The organism is Pseudomonas alcaligenes (assembly GCF_041729615.1).
GTDB lineage: Bacteria > Pseudomonadota > Gammaproteobacteria > Pseudomonadales > Pseudomonadaceae > Aquipseudomonas > Aquipseudomonas alcaligenes_B.
Genome location: NZ_CP154874.1, coordinates 2797622 through 2815826, shown reverse-complemented (window position 1 = coordinate 2815826; position 18205 = coordinate 2797622). Strand labels below are relative to the sequence as shown.

The window sequence follows — 18205 nt, the reverse complement described above, 5'->3', positions numbered from 1 at the left end:
TCAACTTATTGGCAGCCTTTTTTTGCCACAAGCCTAGCATGCTGGCATAAAGCCAGTTTGGCTATAGCCGTTCAGCCGACCGAAGCGTCACGATGGGGGACAGATGGCAGGAGGTCAGAGAGAGGACGAAGCCGCCTGGGTAAACCGCCGAGACGCTTCATTAGGTATAGAAGAGGAAAGCCGGAGGCGCATTGCACACCTCCGTTTTGAATCGACTCAGCGCACCACGATGCCGCGGCTGGCCAGGTAGGCCTTGGCCTCGGGCACGCTGTATTCGCCGAAATGGAAGATGCTGGCGGCCAGCACGGCATCGGCCTTGCCCTCGAGGATGCCGGCAGCCAGGTGTTCCAGGTTGCCAACGCCCCCGGAGGCGATCACCGGCACATTCACCGCCTCGCTGATGGCGCGGGTCACGCCCAGGTCGTAGCCGCTCTTCACGCCGTCCTGATCCATGCTGGTCAGCAGGATCTCGCCGGCGCCGAGATCTTCCATCTTCTTCGCCCAGGCCACGGCATCCAGGCCGGTCGGCTTGCGCCCGCCGTGGGTGAAGATCTCCCAGCGACCCGGGGCGACTTTCTTGGCGTCGATGGCGACGACGATGCACTGCGAGCCGAAACGCGCAGCGGCCTCGCCGACGAACTCCGGATTGAACACCGCGGCGGTGTTGATCGAGACCTTGTCGGCACCGGCGTTGAGCAGGTTGCGGATGTCCTGCACGGTGCGCACGCCACCGCCGACGGTGAGCGGGATGAACACCTGGCTGGCCATGCGCTCCACCGTGTGCAGGGTGGTGTCGCGGCCGTCGACGCTGGCGGTGATGTCGAGGAAGGTGATCTCGTCAGCGCCCTGCTCATCGTAGCGACGGGCGATCTCCACCGGATCGCCGGCGTCGCGGATGTTCTCGAACTTCACGCCCTTGACCACGCGGCCGTTGTCCACGTCCAAACACGGGATGATGCGTTTTGCCAGCGCCATCTCAGCAGTCCTCAGCCTTTGAAGGAATCGCAGAAGGCTTGCGCCTCGGCCACATCCAGGGTGCCTTCGTAGATGGCACGGCCGGTGATGGCGCCGATGATGCCGGGCGAGCGGGCCAGCAGCAGCTTCTCGACATCGCCGAGGTTGTGGATGCCGCCGGAGGCGATCACCGGGATGCGGCTGGCGGCGGCCAGGGCCGCGGTGGCCTCGACATTGCAGCCCTGCATCATGCCGTCTTTGGCGATGTCGGTATAAACGATGGCGGATACGCCGTCGGCTTCGAAACGCTTGGCCAGGTCGGTGGCCTGCACACTCGACACTTCGGCCCAGCCGTCAGTGGCGACGAAGCCGTCCTTGGCATCCAGGCCGACGATGACCTTGCCCGGGAAGGCCTTGCAGGCCTCGCTGACGAATTCTGGCTCTTTAACGGCCTTGGTGCCGATGATCACGTAACTGACGCCGGCGCGCACGTAATGCTCGATGGTTTCCAGGGTGCGGATGCCGCCGCCGATCTGGATCGGCAGTTTCGGGTAGCGCTTGGCGATCGCAGTGACCACCTCGCCGTTGACCGGCTGGCCCTCGAAGGCACCGTTGAGGTCGACCAGGTGCAGGCGACGGCAGCCGCCCTCGACCCACTTGGCGGCCATGCTCACCGGGTCATCGGAGAACACCGTGGAGTCTTCCATGCGGCCCTGGCGCAGGCGCACGCAGGCGCCGTCCTTGAGATCGATAGCGGGGATAATCAGCATTTCAGCGAGTCCTCAGGCCGGGCCAGGTAGCGGGCCCGGGATAAAACGAAAGCGGTTAGAGGCGGCCGTTCCAGCCGACGAAGTTCTGCAGCAGCTGCAGACCGTGGGTATGGCTCTTCTCCGGGTGGAACTGCACGGCGAACTTCGAGCCTTCGGCCAGCGCCGCGGCGAAGTCCTTGCCGTAGTGGCCACGCCCAACCACCTGGGCCGGGTTGCCGGCCTCGATGTAGTAGCTGTGCACGAAGTAGAAGCGGCCCATGTCCGGTATCTCGTGCCAGAGCGGATGATCGACCACCTGCGCGACCTCGTTCCAGCCCATGTGCGGCACTTTAAGGTGCTCGCCATCTTCATGCAGGTCCTTGCCGAAGAAGCGCACCTGGCCGGGGAACAGGCCGATGCAGTCGACCCCTCCGTTCTCCTCGCTGTGCTCCAGCAGGGCCTGCATGCCGACGCAGATACCGAGGAACGGACGATCCTGGCTGACCTCGCGCACCAGGGCATCGAAGCCCAGGCGCCTGATCTCGGCCATGCAGTCGCGGATTGCGCCGACGCCGGGGAACACCACGCGGTCGGCCTCGCGGATCACCGCGGCATCGCTGGTCACCAGCACCCGGCCGGCGCCGACATGCTCGAGGGCCTTGGCCACCGAGTGCAGGTTGCCCATGCCATAGTCGATTACTGCAACTGTCTGCATTTACAGGCAGCCCTTGGTCGACGGCATCTGCCCGGCCATGCGCGGGTCCAGCTCGACGGCCATGCGCAGGGCACGACCGAAGGCCTTGAACACCGTCTCGATCTGGTGGTGGGTGTTGGTGCCGCGCAGGTTGTCGATGTGCAGCGACACCTGGGCGTGGTTGACGAAGCCCTGGAAGAACTCCTGGAACAGGTCCACGTCGAAGCCGCCGACCACCGCGCGGGTGAAGGGCACGTGCATCTGCAGCCCCGGGCGACCGGAGAAATCGATCACCACGCGCGACAATGCCTCGTCCAGCGGCACGTAGGAGTGGCCGTAGCGGGTCATGCCCTTCTTGTCGCCGACCGCCTTGGCAAAGGCCTGGCCGAGGGTGATACCGACGTCTTCCACGGTGTGGTGGTCGTCGATGTGCAGATCGCCCTTGCAATGGATATCCAGGTCGATCAGGCCATGACGGGCGATCTGGTCGAGCATGTGCTCGAGGAACGGCACGCCAATATCGAACTTGGCCTTGCCGGTGCCATCCAGGTTGATCGAGACCTTGATCTGGGTCTCCAGGGTGTTGCGCTCGACGGATGCCGTACGTTCGGCCATCTCCAGCTCCACAGGCTGCTCACGGGAAAAGGCCGCCATTATAGGCGGGCCGTGGCTTGGCCGGCTACCGGCAGCGGTCGGCCGCCCCGGCTATCGGCGCGATTGACGGGCGCTTACACTGCGCACCCGCTCCCAAGGAGGTCACCATGCCCGTTCTGGTCGAAACCGTCAGCCGCCCGTCCGCCCAGGATCACACCGACCTGGGCAAGGTCTATGCCGATGCCCCGGACTGGCTGCTGGCGCCCTATGCCAGCGTCGACGCCCTGCTGGCCGACGGCATCGGCAGCGGCCAGCTGATCGCCGGACGCTTCAACGACCGCCTGCTTGGCGCCGCCCTACTGCAGCGCGGCGATGACCACTGGCGCCTGTCGCACCTGTGCGTGCGCAAGGTCACGCGCAAGCGTGGCGTGGGTCGGCGCATCCTCGACGAGGCGCGACGCCTGGCCCGCGAGGCTGGCAAGCCGCTGCACCTGGCGGCGCCCCGCGATCACCTGGAAAGCCAGGCCCTGGCCGCGCGCACCGGCCTGCCGCTGGACGACCTGTAGGAACGAGCCCTAGAGCCCGGATTGCATCCGGGCTACGCCTGCGCCATCTGCGGCCGCGCCGCCAGCCAGACCAGCCACAGCAGGCTGGCCGCGCACAATCCGGCCAGGCCCAGACCGAACAGCCACTGCGCCGGCGCCAGCCACAGCCCCCAGGCCAGGGCGAACGCTGCCAGCAGTGCCAGGCGCACGGCCTCCAGCCGCCACAGCGCGCGCCGCCCCTCGAACAGCCAGCCCAGGCTGACACAGCCGAACAGGATCAGCGGTCCGAGCAGCAGCGGCAGCAGCCAGCCTGCCTGCTTGACGCTGGCGAGGTAGACCAGGGTCAGGGCATTGATCGCCACGAACTGGGCAAAGGCGTACCAGCGCAGACCGGCCTGGCTGGGGCAGTCGAACTTCTCCGCGCCCATCTTCGGCCACGGCCGCGCGCGCACATCCGCCGGGCGCCAACCGGTGGGCATCCACCACAGGCGCAACTTGTCCCACCAGGAACGGGTCGCCATGGCATCGGCCCACAGCAAACGCCACCAGGAGAACTGCAGGCGCAGCGGGTCGAAAGTGCGCACCGGGGTGGTCACGCCATAACGCACCGCCTCCGTCTCGTCGGCAAAGGTGCCGAACAGACGGTCCCAGAAAATGAATACGCCGCCGTGGTTCTTGTCGATGTAGCGATCATTCTGGCCGTGGTGCACGCGGTGGTTGCTCGGCGTGACCATGAACCACTCGAGCATCCCCAGCCGCCCCACATGCTGGCTGTGAATCCAGAACTGGTAGACCAGCTGGGCGCCGAGCAGCACCAGGAACAACGGCAGCGGCAGGCCAAGCAGCGCCAGCGGCAGGTAGAAGGGCCAGTCGAAAGCGGTCTGGAAAGCGCCCTTGCGCAGCGCAGTGGAGAGGTTGAAGTCCTCGCTGGAATGGTGCGGCTGATGCGCGCCCCACAATAGGTTGTAGCGGTGCAGGCTGCGGTGCGCCCAATAGAAGCAGAAGTCCACGGAGACGAAGCCGAGCAGCCAGGTCCAGGGCGAGGCCGGATCGAGCGTCCACAGCCGCGCATGCTCGTACAGCCAGGCATAGGGGACGACCAGCAGCAGGCGCAACGGCCCTTCCAGCAACATGCGCAACACGGCGGTGTCGATGCTGGTCACTGCGTCGGCCAGGCGATAGGTGTGCCGCCCGCTCCAGCGCTCGTAGGCGAGCTCCAGCAGGATCAGCAGGATATACAGCGGCACGGCCATTACCGCGACATTCATGGGCGAACCTCATCCGCAGGCTTTTACCCAAGACTATCGCGGCCGGCGCGCGCCAACCCGGCGGATTCCGCCAAAGTGGCGCGCAGGCCGTGCCAGCGGCGTCAGTCGACCGCGATCTCGCGCGCCCGCGGCGTCGCCGTCTCGCGCTTGGGCAGGGTGAGATGCAGCACGCCGTCGCGGTACTCGGCCTTGATCTGCGCCTCGTCGGCGTCGTCCGGCAGGCTGAAGCTGCGCGAGAAGCTGCCGTAGAAGCGCTCGACGCGGTGCTGCTTCTTGTCCTTCTCCTCCTTCTCGAACTTGCGCTCGCCACTCAGGCGCAACTGGCCGCCCTCGACCTTGACCTGAATGTCCTCGCGCCGCACACCGGCCAGCTCGGCCTTGATCAGGTAAGCCTGCGGGGTTTCACTGATGTCCACCGCCGGCGCCCAGTCGGCCGCGGTCATCAGCTCCTGGCTGGCGCCGCCCAGGCCTTTGCCCAGGCGCGGATAGTGATTGAAGAATTCCTCGAACTCGCGAAACGGATTCCAACATGTAAGCGACATGATGGGCCTCCAGAGTCATCCAGGCAGCGGCCACACCGGCCGCCCTGTCACGCTAGAACAGCGCCGGCCGGCGATATTGACCTGCATCAAGGAGCCCCCATGGACGCAGTGGCCGACCTGATCATCGGCACCGGCGCCAAGGAACCGGGCGCCGACTTGCCCATCCAAACCCCTGCCGGCGGCCAGCACGACCACCAGGTCGCCACCGCGCGATGAAGCACAGCGGCGTTATACTCCCGCGCCTGACAGAAGAACTCCCACACAAGGACTGGTCCATGAAAGCCTTCGGCAAAATCCTGGGTCTGCTAATGCTCGGCCTGCTGCTGATCGTCATCGGCCTCGGCTTCGCCCTCACCCACCTGTTCGATCCCAACGACTACAAGGACGAGATCCAGCAGCTGGCCCGCGACAAGGCCAACCTCGAGCTGCAACTCAAGGGCGACATCGGCTGGAGCCTGTTCCCCTGGCTCGGCCTGGAGCTGACCGACGCTACCCTGGCCAGTGCCGACACCCCGGACCAACCCCTCGCCAACCTGCGCCTGCTCGGCCTGTCGGTACGCGTGCTGCCGCTGCTGCGCCGCGAAGTACAGATGAGCGACATCCGCGTCGACGGCCTCGACCTGACCCTTCAGCGCGACGACAAGGGCCGCGGCAACTGGGAAGGCATCGGCAAGCCGGCCAAGGCCGAGGCCAGCACCACCACGACGCAATCCGCCGAGCAGACCGCCGACAGCGGCGCCAGCGAGCCGCAGCAGGACAGCCAGCCGCTCAAACTGGATATCGACAGCCTGACCGTCAGCAATTCGCGCATCGACTATCAGGACGCCAAGAGCGGCAAGCAGTTCAGCGCCGAGGGCATCGAGCTGTCCACCGGCGCGATCCGCGAGGGCGCCGATATCCCGGTCAAGCTGCTGGCCTTCCTCGGCAGCAACCAGCCGGTGCTGCGCGCCAAGACCGAGCTGCAGGGCCTGCTGCGCTTCGAGCCGGAGCTCAAGCGCTACCAGCTGCAGGACCTCAAGCTGGCCGGCGAGGCCTCGGGCGAGCCCCTGGGCGGCAAGACCCTGACCTTCGCCAGCCAGGGCCAGCTGCTGCTCGACCAGTCGGCCCAGGTGGCCGAGTGGACCGGCATCAAGCTGTCCGCCAACCAGCTGCGTGCCCTCGGCGAACTCAAGCTGCGCGACCTGGACAAGACCGCCCAGCTGGAAGGTAGCCTGTCGCTGGCGCAGTTCAACCTGCGCGAATTCCTCGACGGCATAGGCGTGGCCCTGCCCGCCATGAGCGACAAGGGCACGCTGAGCAGCCTCGAACTCTCCACCCGCCTGGCCGGCACGCCCAACAGCGTGCAGCTCAATGACCTGTCGCTGAAACTGGACGACAGCACCTTCAGCGGCAGCCTAGCGGTCAACGACTTCGCCCAGCAGGCCCTGCGCCTGCAGCTCAAGGGCGACAAGCTCGACCTCGACCGCTACCTGCCGCCGCAGGACAAGAACGCCAGCGCCGGCCAGGCACGCCAGAGCGAGGTCAAGCAGGCCGTGGCCGCCGCCGGCAAGAGCGGCACCACCCCGCTGCCCAACGCACCCACCCAGCAGGCCTGGAGCAGCGCCCCCGCACTGCCGCTGGAGCAGCTGCGCAAGCTGGACCTGCAGGCCACTCTCGGCCTCGGCCAGCTGACCCTGAGCAAGCTGCCGATCGAGGACGCGCGTCTGTCCCTGACCGCCAAGGGCGGCCTGCTCGAGCTCAAGGAGCTGCGCGGCGACCTGCACGGCGGCGAGTTCGCCATGCAATCGCAGCTCGATGCGCGCCCGAACATTCCGCTGCTGACCGCCAGCCAGCAGCTCAAGCGCATCCCCGTGGAGAAGCTGATCGAGTCCCGCGGCGAGAAAGCCCCACTGCGCGGCCAGTTGGATCTCAACGCCGACCTGCGCACCCAGGGCAACAGCCAGAAGGCCTGGATCGACGGACTGAACGGCAAGGCCAACTTCAGCCTGAGCAACGGCGTGCTGGTCGACGCCAACCTGGAGCAGCAGCTGTGCCAGGGCATCGCCACCCTTAACCGCAAGTCGCTGTCCGGCGAACCGCGCGGCAAGGACACGCCCTTCGAGGAACTGCACGGCAACCTGAAGTTCACCAACGGCGTGGCCAGCAACCCCGACCTCAAGGCGCGCATCCCCGGCCTGACGGTCAATGGCGACGGCGATGTCGACCTGCGCGTGCTGGGCATGGACTACCGTGTCGGCATCGTCATCGAAGGCGACAAGACGGCCATGCCGGACCCGGCCTGCCAGGTCAACGAGCGCTACGTCGGCATCGAGTGGCCGCTGCTCTGCCGCGGCCCGCTGGAGCTGGGCGCCAAGGCCTGCCGCCTGGACAAGGCCGGGATGACCAAGGTCGCCGCCAAGCTGGCCGGCAACAAGCTGGAAGAGAAGATCGAGGAGAAGCTCGGCGACAAGGTCAGCCCCGAGCTGAAGGACGCGCTCAAGGGCCTGTTCAACCGATGAGCCCCGAGCAGTTCAGCGGCGCCGTGCTGGCCTGGTACGACCAGCACGGGCGCAAGGACCTGCCCTGGCAACAGGGCATCACACCCTACCGGGTATGGGTCTCGGAGATCATGCTGCAGCAGACCCAGGTCAGCACCGTGCTCGGCTACTTCGACCGCTTCATGGACGCCCTGCCAACGGTCGAAGCCCTGGCGGCCGCACCCGAGGACGAGGTGCTGCACCTGTGGACCGGCCTCGGCTACTACACCCGCGCGCGCAACCTACACAAGGCGGCCAAGCTGGTGGTGGAGCAGCATGGCGGCGAGTTCCCGCGCTCGGTCGAGCAACTGGCCGAGCTGCCCGGCATCGGCCGCTCAACCGCCGGCGCCATCGCCAGCCTGAGCATGGGCCTGCGCGCGCCGATCCTCGACGGCAACGTCAAGCGCGTGCTGGCCCGCTACCAGGCCCAGCACGGCTATCCCGGCGAGCCCAGGGTGGCCGCGCAGCTGTGGCAACTGGCCGAGCAGCTGACCCCGCACGAGCGGGTCAACCACTACACCCAGGCGATGATGGACCTGGGCGCCACCCTGTGCACCCGCAGCAAGCCGAGCTGCCTGCTATGCCCGGTGCGCGCCGGCTGCCGCGCCCACCTGCTCGGCCGTGAAACCGACTTCCCCGAACCCAAGCCACGCAAGGCGCTGCCGCAGAAACGCACGCTGATGCCGCTGCTGGCCAACGCCGAGGGCGCCATCCTGCTCTACCGCCGCCCCTCCAGCGGCCTGTGGGGCGGCTTGTGGAGCCTGCCGGAACTGGACGACCTCGACGCCCTGGGCGAACTGGCACGCCAGCATGCCCTGCACCTGGGCGAGCCGCGCGAGCTGGCCGGGCTGACCCACACCTTCAGCCACTTCCAGCTGGCCATCGAACCCTGGCTGGTGCGTGTCGAGCAGGCCAGCCACGCCGTGGCCGAGGGCGACTGGCTCTGGTATAACCTCGCCACCCCGCCGCGCCTGGGCCTGGCCGCCCCGGTGAAGAAGCTCCTCAAGCGAGCCGCGCAAGAACTGAATGCAGGAGAAGCCTCATGAGCCGCACCGTCCACTGCCGCAAGTACAACGAACAGCTGCCCGGCCTCGACCGCCCGCCCTACCCCGGCGCCAAGGGCCAGGACATCTACGACAACGTGTCGAAGAAGGCCTGGGACGAGTGGCAGGCACACCAGACCATGCTGATCAACGAGCGCCGGCTGAACATGATGAACGCCGAGGATCGCAAGTTCCTCCAGGCCGAGATGGACAAGTTCCTCTCCGGCGAGGACTACGCCAAGGCCGACGGCTACGTGCCGCCGAGCGCCTGATGCGAAGGCGGGCCGGAAACCGCCCGCCGCCTCGCGAAAATTCGTAACCGCCCGTCTACGCTCAAATTTTTTTCATTCCCTCGCTTGACACTGCAAAGCCAAATCCGTTTAATGGCGCCCCGTTGCCCAGGTAGCTCAGTCGGTAGAGCAGGGGATTGAAAATCCCCGTGTCGGCGGTTCGATTCCGTCCCTGGGCACCAAAACTCCGAAAGCCCGCCTCCATGGCGGGCTTTCTGCTTTCCGCCTCCCGCCTTTGTGGAAGCCCCCCAGCAGCGGTGCAATACTCAGCCGAGCGCAGTCCAATCGGCCCCGGGTATCCCCTGATGACAGCCAGCTTCACGGTGGGACACAGCCCACTGCTTGCCGCCTCGCCCCTGTACGCCCGCCTCGTCCGCGAGGGCATCGCGCTGCGCTGCCTGGAAGCCGACACGAGCATCGCCCAGGGCATCGAGGTGCTGCTGCTCGACGCCCCGCTGCTGCAAGCCAGGCCGCTGGCCGACTGGCAGGCCTGCGGCGCCAGCCTGGTGGCCTTCGACGCCCCGCCCGGGGTGTTGCCGCTGCCCGGCGCGGCCAGCGAGGACGAGCTGCTCGCCCTGCTCGGCTTCGCCGCCGAGCAGTTCCGCCTCCGCCAGAAGACCGACCAGCTGGCTGCCGCCCTGCACGACAAGGACGGCGACCTGCAGAAGCTGGTCGACGTCGGCCTGGCACTGTCCGCCGAGAAGGATCTGGAACGCCTGCTGAGCAAGATCCTCACCGAGGGCCGGCGCCTGTCCAACAGCGATGCCGCCTCGCTGTTTCTGGTCGACAAGAAGGGCGAGCAGCCGCAGCTGCTGTTCAAGCTGACGCAGAACAGCTCGCTGCCGACCCGCTTCCAGGAACAGCGCATGCCGCTGACCAAGGCTTCGATCGCCGGCTACGTGGCCCTGACCAGCACCGAGCTGAACATCGCCGACGCCTACGCCATCCCGGCCGACGCGCCCTACCGTTTCAACCGCTCGTTCGACATGCAGGTGGGCTACCGCACCATGTCGCTGCTGGCCATTCCCATGCTCAACCACCGTCACGAGGTGGTCGGCGTGCTGGAGTTCATCAACTGCCAGGACGACGCCGGCAGCGTCATCGCCTTCGACGAGGTGATGGCCGCCTCACTGCGCGCCCTGGCCAGCCAGGCGGCGGTGGCCATCGAGAATCGCCAGCTGCTGGACGACATCAGCCAGCTGTTCGACGGCTTCGTGCAGGCCTCGGTGTTCGCCATCGAACAACGCGACCCCACCTCGGCCGGCCATTCCTTCCGCGTCGCCGACCTGTGCATCGCCCTGGCCCGCCAGCTGCCGCTGGCGCCCATGGCCCACCTGCGCACCCAGGCGCTGGGTGACGAGGGCCTGCGCGAATTGCGCTACGCCGCGCTGCTGCACGACTTCGGCAAGGTCGGTGTGCGCGAGCACGTGCTGACCAAGGCCAAGAAGCTGCCGGAGCCGGTCGTCGACAACCTGCGCTACCGCGTGGCCCTGGCCAAGGAGAGCCTGCAGAACCAGACCCTGCGCCGCATGCTCAACGCCTACCGGCAATACGGCGCGCTGGACGAGCAGCTGCGCCTGCAGTGGGAGCAGGAGCTGGCCGTCGAGTGCCAGCGGCTGGACCAGTACCTGCATGACATCCTCAAGGCCAACGAGCCGAGCGTGCTCACCGAGGGTGACTTCCAGCACCTGCAGGAGATCCAGGGCCACGTGGTGAAGAGCCATGACGACAGCCTGATCGGCCTGCTCTCGGAGAGCGAGTTCGGCGCCCTGGCCATCCGCCGCGGCAGCCTGACCCAGGAGGAGCGCGCGGAGATCGAGCGCCACGTGGTGCACACCCGCGACTTCCTCAAGCTGATCCCCTGGACCCCGGCGCTGCAGCGCATCCCCGAGATCGCCGCGGCGCACCACGAGAAGCTCGACGGCAGCGGCTACCCCAAGGGCCTGGCCGGCGAGCAGATTCCCTGCGGCTCGCGGATCATGACCATCTGCGACATCTACGACGCGCTGACCGCCTCGGACCGTCCGTACAAGCCGGCGGTGCCGGTGGAGCATGCGCTGGACATCCTCCAGGCGGAGGTCAGGAGCGGGCTGCTGGATGGTGACCTGGTGCGGGTATTCATCGACTCGCGCTGCTACCTCAACCCGGCCCAGAGTGCGGCGCTCCCCCCACCCTCGGCAGCGCCCAGCACGGCGCCGGCGTACGCCCACCACGTCTGCGACTACGAGCCCTGCGACAAGCACCAGCACTGAAGCACAAGGGGCGGCGCGCAGCCGCCCCGCGCCCCGCCCGATGCCTTACTTGGCCGACAGTGCCTTTTGGTAGCGCTGGTCCAGGGTCTGCTGGCTGCCGCCGGCGGCCGCCTGGTCAAGGTACTGGTAGGTGGGCTGCAGGCGGGTCAGGCGATCGCCGATGTTCGGGTGCACCTTGAGGAAGGTCACCAGGGTCGCATCGTCCTGCTTCATGGTGCCGATGCCCTGCAGCACGGTGGCCAGGCCATAGGGGTCGTAGCCGGCACGAGCGGCGATCACCGCGCCCATCTGGTCCGCCTCGTATTCGTCGCCACGATCCAGGCCGCGGGTATAGAGGTTGGTCACCAGCTGGTCGAACTGCTGGGTGGAGACGCTCGTACTGGGAGCCGGCGCGCTGGAGCTGGCCTGGCTGGCCTGCAGGGCGAAGCGCGAGACGTTGGCTAGCAGGCCGGCACCAGCCTTCTGCTTGATCGCCTCCAGATGATGCTTCTGCACCACGTGCGCCACCTCGTGGGCCAGCACACCGGCCAGCTCGGCCTCGCTGTCCATCTGCGCGAGCATGCCGCTGGTGATGAACACATAGCCGCCAGGCGCCGCGTAGGCGCCGACCACGCTGCTGTCGAGCACGCCGAAGCGCCACGGCAGATCGGGCCGCTCGCTGTGCAGGGCGACCCAGCGGCCGACCTGGTTGACGTAGGCCTGCAGGGCAGGTGCATCGAGCAGGCGGGCCTGCTTGAGCAGCAGCTCGGCGGTGCTGGCGCCGATCATCAGTTCCTCGTCCTGGCTCTTCTCGCCCAGCTCGCCGAGGTTGCGCCCGGCACTGGCCAGCGGCGACAGGTCGACGCCCTGGATCTGCACGCCTTCGAGAACCTGCAGGCTTTCACAGGCGGGCAGCGCGGCGCAGAGGGCGGTGAGCAGGGCGGTACGGCAAAGAATCTTGTGCATGGCTCGGCTCCGGCTCAGTGGGGATAGGCGATGGTCTGGCTGCGCAGGCCACCCTGCTGGGCGAAGGCGCGGGCGCTGCCCGGGGTCACCGCGTAGCGGTCGAGCTGCTGCAGGGACAGGCTGCCGGAACCGCCGCCACCACCGACCTGATCGTCGCTGATGCCACGCACACCGGTGGCCACGCCACTGGCCGGCTCCACCGCGGTACTGCCTTCGAGCAGCGCGCCGATGCTGCCGCCCTTGGCCCCGGCGGCCTTGTCGAAGCGCACCGCCAGCAGCGCCACCCAACCCTGCTGGCCGGCGCCGGTCTGTACCTGATACCAGCCGCCCTGGCGCTTGAGGATGGCCAGGCGGCTCTGCGCCGGCAGCTGCTGCAGCACGGCAGCCGCGGCAGCGGGGCTCTCGCGCAGGGCGGTGGCCTCGACCGTGACGGCGCCGCGCACTTCGGCCAGCGCCACGGCGCTGCCCAGCCAGCCTGCCAGGATCAGCAGGGCGGCGCAAAGGGTACTTCTCATGAGGTCTTTCTCCTGGGTTCGAAGAGGGTCACCGGCTCGACGCGGCCTTTCACCTGGAAATCGCCGTGGGGCACGAAGTCGAAGGCGTCACCGCAGGCCTGCATGGTCGCGGCCGACACCAGCAGGCGCGCACGGCCCTTGGTCAGCCCCTCGATGCGGCTGGCCAGGTTCACCGTATCGCCTATTGCAGTGTAGTCGTAGCGCTTGCTGGTCCCGACCATGCCGACCACCGCCGGACCGCTGTGCAGGCCGATGCCGATGTCGAAATCCGGGTGGTCGAAGTCGCGCCGGTAGCGCTCGACGTTGTCGATCATCTCCAGCGCCGCGTTGACCGCGTCCACCGCCTGGTTGGGGTTGTCCTGCGGCGCGCCCCAGAAGGCCATGATGGCGTCGCCGATGAACTTGTCGAGGGTCGCGTGGTGCCTGAACAGCACGTCCACCTGGCCGGCGAAGTAGTTTTCCAGGATCTGCATGATCTCCTGGGCGCTGTGTCGCTCGGACATGCTGGTGAAGTTGCGGATGTCGGAAAACAGCACGGTGAGCTGGCACTCGCGGCTGGCCAGCAGCGCCTGCGGGTCTTCGCGGGCGACCAGCTGGGCCACCACCTGCGGGTCGAGGAAGCGGCTGAACAGGCTGATGGTGTTGGCCAGCTGCTGCCGGCGCCGGCGGTAGAACACCGCCAGGGCCAGGGCCAGCAGCAGCCACAGCGCCAGCAGGCTGGGCAGCACCGGCAGCAACACGCCCTGCAGGATCAGGAGATAGGCACCGAGCAGCAGCACCAGGCTGGCGCCCAGGGTCAGCAGGCTGGCGGCCAGCAGGCGCTCGCGCAGCAGCACAAGCTGCAGGGCGAGCAGCAGGGCGACGCCGAACAGCGCCATGGCCCAGGCCGGCACCATCTGCAGCTGCTGCTGGTTGAGCAGATTGTCGATGGCGGTGGCGAGGATGAACACCGCCGGGTAGAGATCGTCCAGCGGCGTACGCCGCAGGTCGTAGAGGCCGGCGGCGGTGGTGCCGATCACCACGATCTTGCCGGCGAAGTAGTCGGCTGCCAGCACGCCAGCCTCGCCGCGCGCCTGGGCCAGGGCGGCGGCGAAGGGCACGCGCGGATAGGGCACGCGCGCGGCACTGCGCCAGTCGAGCAGGAAGCTGGCGGCATCCGGCAGCGCCACACCGCGATCCAGGGCCACCCGCGCCGGCAGCGAGGGCATGCGCCAGTCGCCGATGCGACGATGAATGTCGTAGCGCCGGCCGACGCCATCGGCGTCCGGGCTGAAGTTGATGGTGCCGACCTTCCAGCTCTGCGGCGCCACGGCCCAGGGCAGCAGCAGCACGCCGCGCTGCTGGCGGTCGCGGCCGGGCAGCAGGCCGGTGGTCGGCGGATAGTCGGCGAGCAGCGGCGCCCTGGCCGGGTCGACGGCCTGCTGCTGCAGGGCCGCCAGGTAGACCCGCTCGCTGCTCGCCAGCACCTCGCCGAAATAAGCATCGGCGTCGGGATGGAAACGGTCGGCCTCGCTGAACAGCACATCGAACACCACCGCCTCGGCCTGCTGCGCCAGCAGGTGTTCGAGCAGCTCGGCATGCAGCGCGCGCGGCCAGGGCCATTTGCCGGCCTCGCCGGCCAGCGCCTGCAGGCTGGTGTCGTCGATGTCGATGACCACGATGCGCGGGTCCGGCGCCTGTTGCGTGGCGCGCTGGCGGATCAGCCAGTCGCCGTGGGCGTTGCTCCAGTGCTGCACCGGCGCCCACAGGTGCAGCAGCGGCACCAGCAGCACAACCAGGACGCAGAGCAGCCACAGACTGGTACGAAACGCCCTGGGTGACTGCTGCGACTGCGCCATGAAGAACTCCGGGAAAGTGGCCTGGCTCGACCCGATCCCCTGGGGAGCAGGCCGACTCTAGCAGACTGGTGGCCCGGCGCCACTTCACCGCGCCGGGTCGCTCCAGTAAACTCCGCGCCCATTCGCCGCACCGGCTGCACTGCCCAAGCCCGATCCATGGATCGGGCTTTTTATCTCCACCTGCGGGCCGCCGCGCGCCACGCCCAGGAGTGCGCCAGGCAATTTTTTGTTTGGGCGCGACACGCAACTGTCATGATGCGACAACCGGCGGCAACCGGCGCCGGCCGCGGCTGCCGCCGGCTTGGCGCTGCCGCAAACGCTATGCTAGGTTCAGCCGCACGCTAGGAAGGCGGCCAGCAGCCGGAGCGCATCCGCAACCAAGAGGACCCCCCATGGCCGAGGCAACGCCCGCGCTGGAAATCCGCAATCTGCACAAACGCTACGGCGACCTTGAAGTGCTCAAGGGCATCTCGCTGACCGCCCGCGACGGCGACGTGATCTCCATCCTCGGTTCCTCGGGCTCGGGCAAGTCGACCTTCCTGCGCTGCATCAACCTGCTGGAAAACCCGCACCAGGGGCAGATCTTCGTCGCCGGCGAGGAGCTCAAGCTGAAGGCGGCGAAGAACGGCGACCTGGTCGCCGCCGACAATAGGCAGATCAACCGCCTGCGCAGCGAGATCGGCTTCGTCTTCCAGAATTTCAACCTGTGGCCGCACATGAGCGTGCTCGACAACATCATCGAGGCACCGCGCCGCGTGCTCGGCCAGAGCAAGGCCGAGGCCATCGAGGTGGCCGAGGCGCTGCTGGCCAAGGTCGGCATCGCCGACAAGCGCCACGCCTATCCCAACCAGCTTTCCGGCGGCCAGCAGCAGCGGGCTGCCATCGCCCGCACCCTGGCCATGCAGCCCAAGGTGATCCTGTTCGACGAGCCGACTTCGGCCCTCGACCCGGAAATGGTACAGGAAGTGCTTAATGTGATCCGCGCGCTGGCCGAGGAAGGTCGCACCATGCTGCTGGTCACCCACGAGATGAATTTCGCCCGGCAGGTGTCCAGCGAAGTGGTTTTCCTCCACCAGGGCCTGGTGGAAGAGCAAGGGCCGCCCGAGCAGGTCTTCACCAACCCGCAATCGGCACGCTGTAAACAATTCATGTCCAGCAATCACTGAAACGGAGCAATCACGCATGCAGAACTATAAGAAGATCCTGCTGGCCGCCGTCGCCACCCTGGCCTTCGGCACCCAGGCAGTCGCCGCGGACAAGCTGAAGATCGGCACCGAAGGCGCCTACCCGCCCTTCAACCTGATCGACGCCAGCGGCCAGGTCGGCGGCTTCGACGTCGAGATCGCCCAGGCCCTGTGCGCCAAGATGGGTGCCGAGTGCGAAGTGGTCACCTCCGACTGGGACGGCATCATCCCGGCCCTGAACGCGAAGAAGTTCGACTTCCTCGCCGCCTCCATGTCGATCACCGAGGAGCGCAAGCAGGCGGTCGATTTCACCGAGCCCTACTACACCAACAAGCTGCAGTTCATCGCGCCGAAGAGCGGCGACTTCAAGACCGACAAGGCCAGCCTGAAAGGCAAGGTGATCGGTGCCCAGCGCGCCACCATCGCCGGCACCTGGCTGGAAGACAACCTGGCCGACACCGTCGAGATCAAGCTGTACGACACCCAGGAAAACGCCTACCTCGACCTGTCCTCGGGCCGCCTCGACGGCGTGCTGGCCGACAAGTTCGTCAACTGGGAATGGCTGAAGAGCGATGCCGGCAAGGACTTCGAGTTCAAGGGCGAGCCGGTGTTCGACAACGACAAGATCGCCATCGCCGTGCGCAAGGGCGATCCGCTGCGCGAGAAGCTGAACACCGCGCTGAAGGCCATCGTCGAAGACGGCACCTACAAGAAGATCAACGACAAGTACTTCCCGTTCAGCATCTACTGATGCGCCGGGCCGCCGCCCCACGGGGCGGCGGTTTCTCACCCGGGCCGGGTGGCGCCTCGCTGGTGCGCCACTGACCGCCACCGCGCGCTTGGAAAGATCGCCCTCAGGCACCCTATGATTCTCGACCTCCATGGCTTCGGCCCCGCCCTCGCCGCCGGCACGCTGGTGACCATCCAGCTGGCCCTGTCCGCCCTGGCCCTCGGCCTGGTGCTCGGGCTGCTCGGCGCCCTGGCCAAGACTTCCCCGTACAAGCCGCTGCAATGGCTTGGCGGCACCTACTCCACCATCGTCCGCGGAGTGCCCGAGCTGCTCTGGGTACTGCTGATCTATTTCGGCACGGTCAACCTGATGCGTGCCCTGGCCGACCTGCTCGGCCTGGAAAGCCTGGAACTGAACGCCTTCGCCGCCGGCACCATCGCCCTCGGCCTGTGCTTCGGCGCCTACGCCACCGAGGTGTTCCGCGGCGCCATCCTGGCCATCCCCAAGGGCCACCGCGAGGCCGGCATGGCCCTCGGCCTGTCCAAGGGCCGCATCCTGTGGCGGCTGATCCTGCCGCAGATGTGGCGCATCGCCCTGCCCGGCCTGGGCAACCTGTTCATGATCCTGATGAAGGACACCGCGCTGGTCTCGGTGATCGGCCTGGAAGAGATCATGCGTCGCTCGCAGATCGCCGTGACCGCCAGCAAGGAGCCCTTCACCTTCTTCCTGGTCGCCGCCTTCATCTACCTGGGCCTGACCATCCTCGCCATGATCGGCCTGCACTTCCTCGAGAAGCGCGCCAGCCGCGGCTTCGTGCGGAGCTCCTGATGAACTGGGAAGTGATCTACAAATACCTGCCCAAGCTGCTCGAAGGCGCCTGGCTGACCATCGAGCTGGTGGCCATCGCCGTGGTCGCCGGGCTGATCCTCGCCCTGCCCATGGGCATCGCCCGCGCCTCCAGGCACTGGTACGTGCGCGCCCTGCCGTTCGGCTACATCTTCTTCTTCCGCGGCACCCCGCTGCTGGTGCAGCTGTTTCTGGTCTACTACGGCCTGGCGCAGTTCGACGCCGTGCGCCAGGGCCCGCTGTGGCCGTACCTGCGCGATCCGTACTGGTGCGCCATCATCACCATGACCATGCACACCGCGGCCTACATCGCCGAGATCCTGCGCGGCGCCATCCAGGCCGTGCCGCCCGGCGAAATCGAGGCAGCCCGCGCGCTCGGCATGTCGCGCGCCCAGGCCATGCTCTACATCATCCTGCCGCGCGCCGCGCGCATCGGCCTGCCGGCCTACAGCAACGAGGTGATCCTGATGCTCAAGGCCAGCGCCCTGGCCAGCACCATCACCCTGCTGGAGCTGACCGGCATGTCGCGCACCATCATCGCCCGCACCTACCTGCCGGTGGAGATCTTCTTCGCCGCCGGCGTGTTCTACCTGGTGATCGCCTACGTCATGGTGCGCGCCTTCAAGCTGCTGGAGCGCAAGCTGCGGGTCGACGCCTGCCAGGGTCGCTGACCCGCGAAGATCCCTCTCCCACACCGGGA

General features: G+C 67.4%; 18 protein-coding genes and 1 tRNA gene. 10 read left to right on the top strand and 9 right to left on the bottom strand.

Annotated features, from left to right (window positions below; genetic code table 11):
- Positions 1-216: 216 nt before the first annotated feature.
- From hisF to hisB, 4 genes are read right to left on the bottom strand one after another with little or no spacing between them, the layout of a single operon-like run.
- A complete protein-coding gene (gene hisF, locus AAG092_RS13700; protein ID WP_110682957.1) occupies positions 217-975 on the bottom strand; it encodes an imidazole glycerol phosphate synthase subunit HisF in 759 nt (252 codons plus the stop codon).
- An 11-nt stretch (positions 976-986) separates the two neighbouring features.
- Positions 987-1724, bottom strand: coding sequence for a 1-(5-phosphoribosyl)-5-[(5-phosphoribosylamino)methylideneamino]imidazole-4-carboxamide isomerase (gene hisA / locus AAG092_RS13695; RefSeq protein ID WP_373387105.1), 738 nt, complete (start codon positions 1722-1724; stop codon positions 987-989).
- Positions 1725-1779: 55 nt separating this feature from the next.
- Positions 1780-2418, bottom strand: coding sequence for an imidazole glycerol phosphate synthase subunit HisH (gene hisH / locus AAG092_RS13690; RefSeq protein ID WP_373387104.1), 639 nt, complete (start codon positions 2416-2418; stop codon positions 1780-1782).
- Entirely contained in the window at positions 2419-3012 is a 594-nt protein-coding gene (gene hisB / locus AAG092_RS13685; protein WP_043216328.1) for an imidazoleglycerol-phosphate dehydratase HisB, read from the bottom strand.
- A gap of 146 nt (positions 3013-3158) precedes the next feature.
- Here hisB and AAG092_RS13680 point away from each other — a divergent pair, with 146 nt between their 5' ends.
- The gene (locus AAG092_RS13680; protein WP_237046187.1) at positions 3159-3557 is read left to right on the top strand and encodes an acetyl-CoA sensor PanZ family protein; all 399 of its coding nucleotides are present in this window, start codon (positions 3159-3161) and stop codon (positions 3555-3557) included.
- A gap of 32 nt (positions 3558-3589) precedes the next feature.
- Here the strand turns inward: AAG092_RS13680 and AAG092_RS13675 are convergent, their stop codons facing one another.
- Together AAG092_RS13675 and AAG092_RS13670 are read right to left on the bottom strand one after the other, a co-directional pair.
- Entirely contained in the window at positions 3590-4804 is a 1215-nt protein-coding gene (locus AAG092_RS13675) for a sterol desaturase family protein (RefSeq protein ID WP_373387103.1), read from the bottom strand.
- 101 nt (positions 4805-4905) lie between these two features.
- A complete protein-coding gene (locus tag AAG092_RS13670) occupies positions 4906-5346 on the bottom strand; it encodes an Hsp20/alpha crystallin family protein (protein WP_373387102.1) in 441 nt (146 codons plus the stop codon).
- A gap of 275 nt (positions 5347-5621) precedes the next feature.
- Here AAG092_RS13670 and AAG092_RS13665 point away from each other — a divergent pair, with 275 nt between their 5' ends.
- From AAG092_RS13665 to AAG092_RS13645, 5 genes are all read left to right on the top strand, one after another.
- On the top strand, positions 5622-7844 hold the full coding sequence (locus AAG092_RS13665) for an AsmA family protein (protein ID WP_373387101.1): 2223 nt from the start codon (positions 5622-5624) through the stop codon (positions 7842-7844).
- On the top strand, positions 7841-8908 hold the full coding sequence (gene mutY, locus AAG092_RS13660; RefSeq protein ID WP_373387099.1) for an A/G-specific adenine glycosylase: 1068 nt from the start codon (positions 7841-7843) through the stop codon (positions 8906-8908). Before AAG092_RS13665 ends, mutY begins: the two co-directional genes overlap by 4 nt.
- Positions 8905-9177, top strand: a complete 273-nt coding sequence (locus AAG092_RS13655) for an oxidative damage protection protein (protein ID WP_021699955.1) — start codon at positions 8905-8907, stop codon at positions 9175-9177. Before mutY ends, AAG092_RS13655 begins: the two co-directional genes overlap by 4 nt.
- Positions 9178-9301: 124 nt before the next feature.
- Positions 9302-9377, top strand: a tRNA-Phe gene (locus tag AAG092_RS13650).
- 123 nt (positions 9378-9500) lie between these two features.
- Positions 9501-11447 carry an HD domain-containing phosphohydrolase gene (locus AAG092_RS13645; protein WP_373387098.1) on the top strand — a complete coding sequence of 649 codons (1947 nt, stop codon included), beginning with the start codon at positions 9501-9503 and terminating at the stop codon, positions 11445-11447.
- 45 nt (positions 11448-11492) lie between these two features.
- Here AAG092_RS13645 and AAG092_RS13640 read toward each other — a convergent pair whose 3' ends face one another.
- From AAG092_RS13640 to AAG092_RS13630, 3 genes are read right to left on the bottom strand one after another with little or no spacing between them, the layout of a single operon-like run.
- On the bottom strand, positions 11493-12392 hold the full coding sequence (locus AAG092_RS13640; protein WP_373387097.1) for a M48 family metalloprotease: 900 nt from the start codon (positions 12390-12392) through the stop codon (positions 11493-11495).
- A gap of 14 nt (positions 12393-12406) precedes the next feature.
- The gene (locus tag AAG092_RS13635) at positions 12407-12907 is read right to left on the bottom strand and encodes an SH3 domain-containing protein (protein WP_373387096.1); all 501 of its coding nucleotides are present in this window, start codon (positions 12905-12907) and stop codon (positions 12407-12409) included.
- Positions 12904-14745, bottom strand: coding sequence for a CHASE2 domain-containing protein (locus AAG092_RS13630; protein WP_373387095.1), 1842 nt, complete (start codon positions 14743-14745; stop codon positions 12904-12906). The genes AAG092_RS13635 and AAG092_RS13630 overlap by 4 nt, the downstream gene beginning before the upstream one ends.
- A 392-nt stretch (positions 14746-15137) precedes the next feature.
- Between AAG092_RS13630 and AAG092_RS13625 the strand changes: the two genes are divergently transcribed.
- The 4 genes from AAG092_RS13625 (at position 15138) to AAG092_RS13610 (ending at position 18176) form a co-directional block, all read left to right on the top strand.
- Positions 15138-15911, top strand: a complete 774-nt coding sequence (locus AAG092_RS13625; protein ID WP_110682943.1) for an ABC transporter ATP-binding protein — start codon at positions 15138-15140, stop codon at positions 15909-15911.
- 16 nt (positions 15912-15927) lie between these two features.
- Positions 15928-16680, top strand: coding sequence for an ABC transporter substrate-binding protein (locus AAG092_RS13620; protein ID WP_110682942.1), 753 nt, complete (start codon positions 15928-15930; stop codon positions 16678-16680).
- Positions 16681-16794: 114 nt separating this feature from the next.
- Positions 16795-17487 (top strand): ABC transporter permease, encoded by a 693-nt coding sequence (locus AAG092_RS13615; RefSeq protein ID WP_110682941.1) that lies wholly within the window; start codon positions 16795-16797, stop codon positions 17485-17487.
- A complete protein-coding gene (locus AAG092_RS13610; RefSeq protein WP_110682940.1) occupies positions 17487-18176 on the top strand; it encodes an ABC transporter permease in 690 nt (229 codons plus the stop codon). The genes AAG092_RS13615 and AAG092_RS13610 overlap by 1 nt, the downstream gene beginning before the upstream one ends.
- The last annotated feature ends 29 nt before the right edge of the window (positions 18177-18205 follow it).

Coding starts and splice junctions, on each gene's coding strand:
- hisF (WP_110682957.1), bottom strand. CDS start 975: ATGGCGCTGGCAAAACGCATCATCCCGTGTTTGGACGTGGACAACGGC.
- AAG092_RS13635 (WP_373387096.1), bottom strand. CDS start 12,907: ATGAGAAGTACCCTTTGCGCCGCCCTGCTGATCCTGGCAGGCTGGCTG.
- AAG092_RS13625 (WP_110682943.1), top strand. CDS start 15,138: ATGGCCGAGGCAACGCCCGCGCTGGAAATCCGCAATCTGCACAAACGC.
- AAG092_RS13640 (WP_373387097.1), bottom strand. CDS start 12,392: ATGCACAAGATTCTTTGCCGTACCGCCCTGCTCACCGCCCTCTGCGCC.
- AAG092_RS13675 (WP_373387103.1), bottom strand. CDS start 4,804: ATGAATGTCGCGGTAATGGCCGTGCCGCTGTATATCCTGCTGATCCTG.
- AAG092_RS13680 (WP_237046187.1), top strand. CDS start 3,159: ATGCCCGTTCTGGTCGAAACCGTCAGCCGCCCGTCCGCCCAGGATCAC.
- mutY (WP_373387099.1), top strand. CDS start 7,841: ATGAGCCCCGAGCAGTTCAGCGGCGCCGTGCTGGCCTGGTACGACCAG.
- AAG092_RS13610 (WP_110682940.1), top strand. CDS start 17,487: ATGAACTGGGAAGTGATCTACAAATACCTGCCCAAGCTGCTCGAAGGC.
- hisA (WP_373387105.1), bottom strand. CDS start 1,724: ATGCTGATTATCCCCGCTATCGATCTCAAGGACGGCGCCTGCGTGCGC.
- AAG092_RS13655 (WP_021699955.1), top strand. CDS start 8,905: ATGAGCCGCACCGTCCACTGCCGCAAGTACAACGAACAGCTGCCCGGC.
- AAG092_RS13645 (WP_373387098.1), top strand. CDS start 9,501: ATGACAGCCAGCTTCACGGTGGGACACAGCCCACTGCTTGCCGCCTCG.
- AAG092_RS13670 (WP_373387102.1), bottom strand. CDS start 5,346: ATGTCGCTTACATGTTGGAATCCGTTTCGCGAGTTCGAGGAATTCTTC.
- AAG092_RS13615 (WP_110682941.1), top strand. CDS start 16,795: ATGATTCTCGACCTCCATGGCTTCGGCCCCGCCCTCGCCGCCGGCACG.
- hisH (WP_373387104.1), bottom strand. CDS start 2,418: ATGCAGACAGTTGCAGTAATCGACTATGGCATGGGCAACCTGCACTCG.
- AAG092_RS13665 (WP_373387101.1), top strand. CDS start 5,622: ATGAAAGCCTTCGGCAAAATCCTGGGTCTGCTAATGCTCGGCCTGCTG.
- AAG092_RS13620 (WP_110682942.1), top strand. CDS start 15,928: ATGCAGAACTATAAGAAGATCCTGCTGGCCGCCGTCGCCACCCTGGCC.
- AAG092_RS13630 (WP_373387095.1), bottom strand. CDS start 14,745: ATGGCGCAGTCGCAGCAGTCACCCAGGGCGTTTCGTACCAGTCTGTGG.
- hisB (WP_043216328.1), bottom strand. CDS start 3,012: ATGGCCGAACGTACGGCATCCGTCGAGCGCAACACCCTGGAGACCCAG.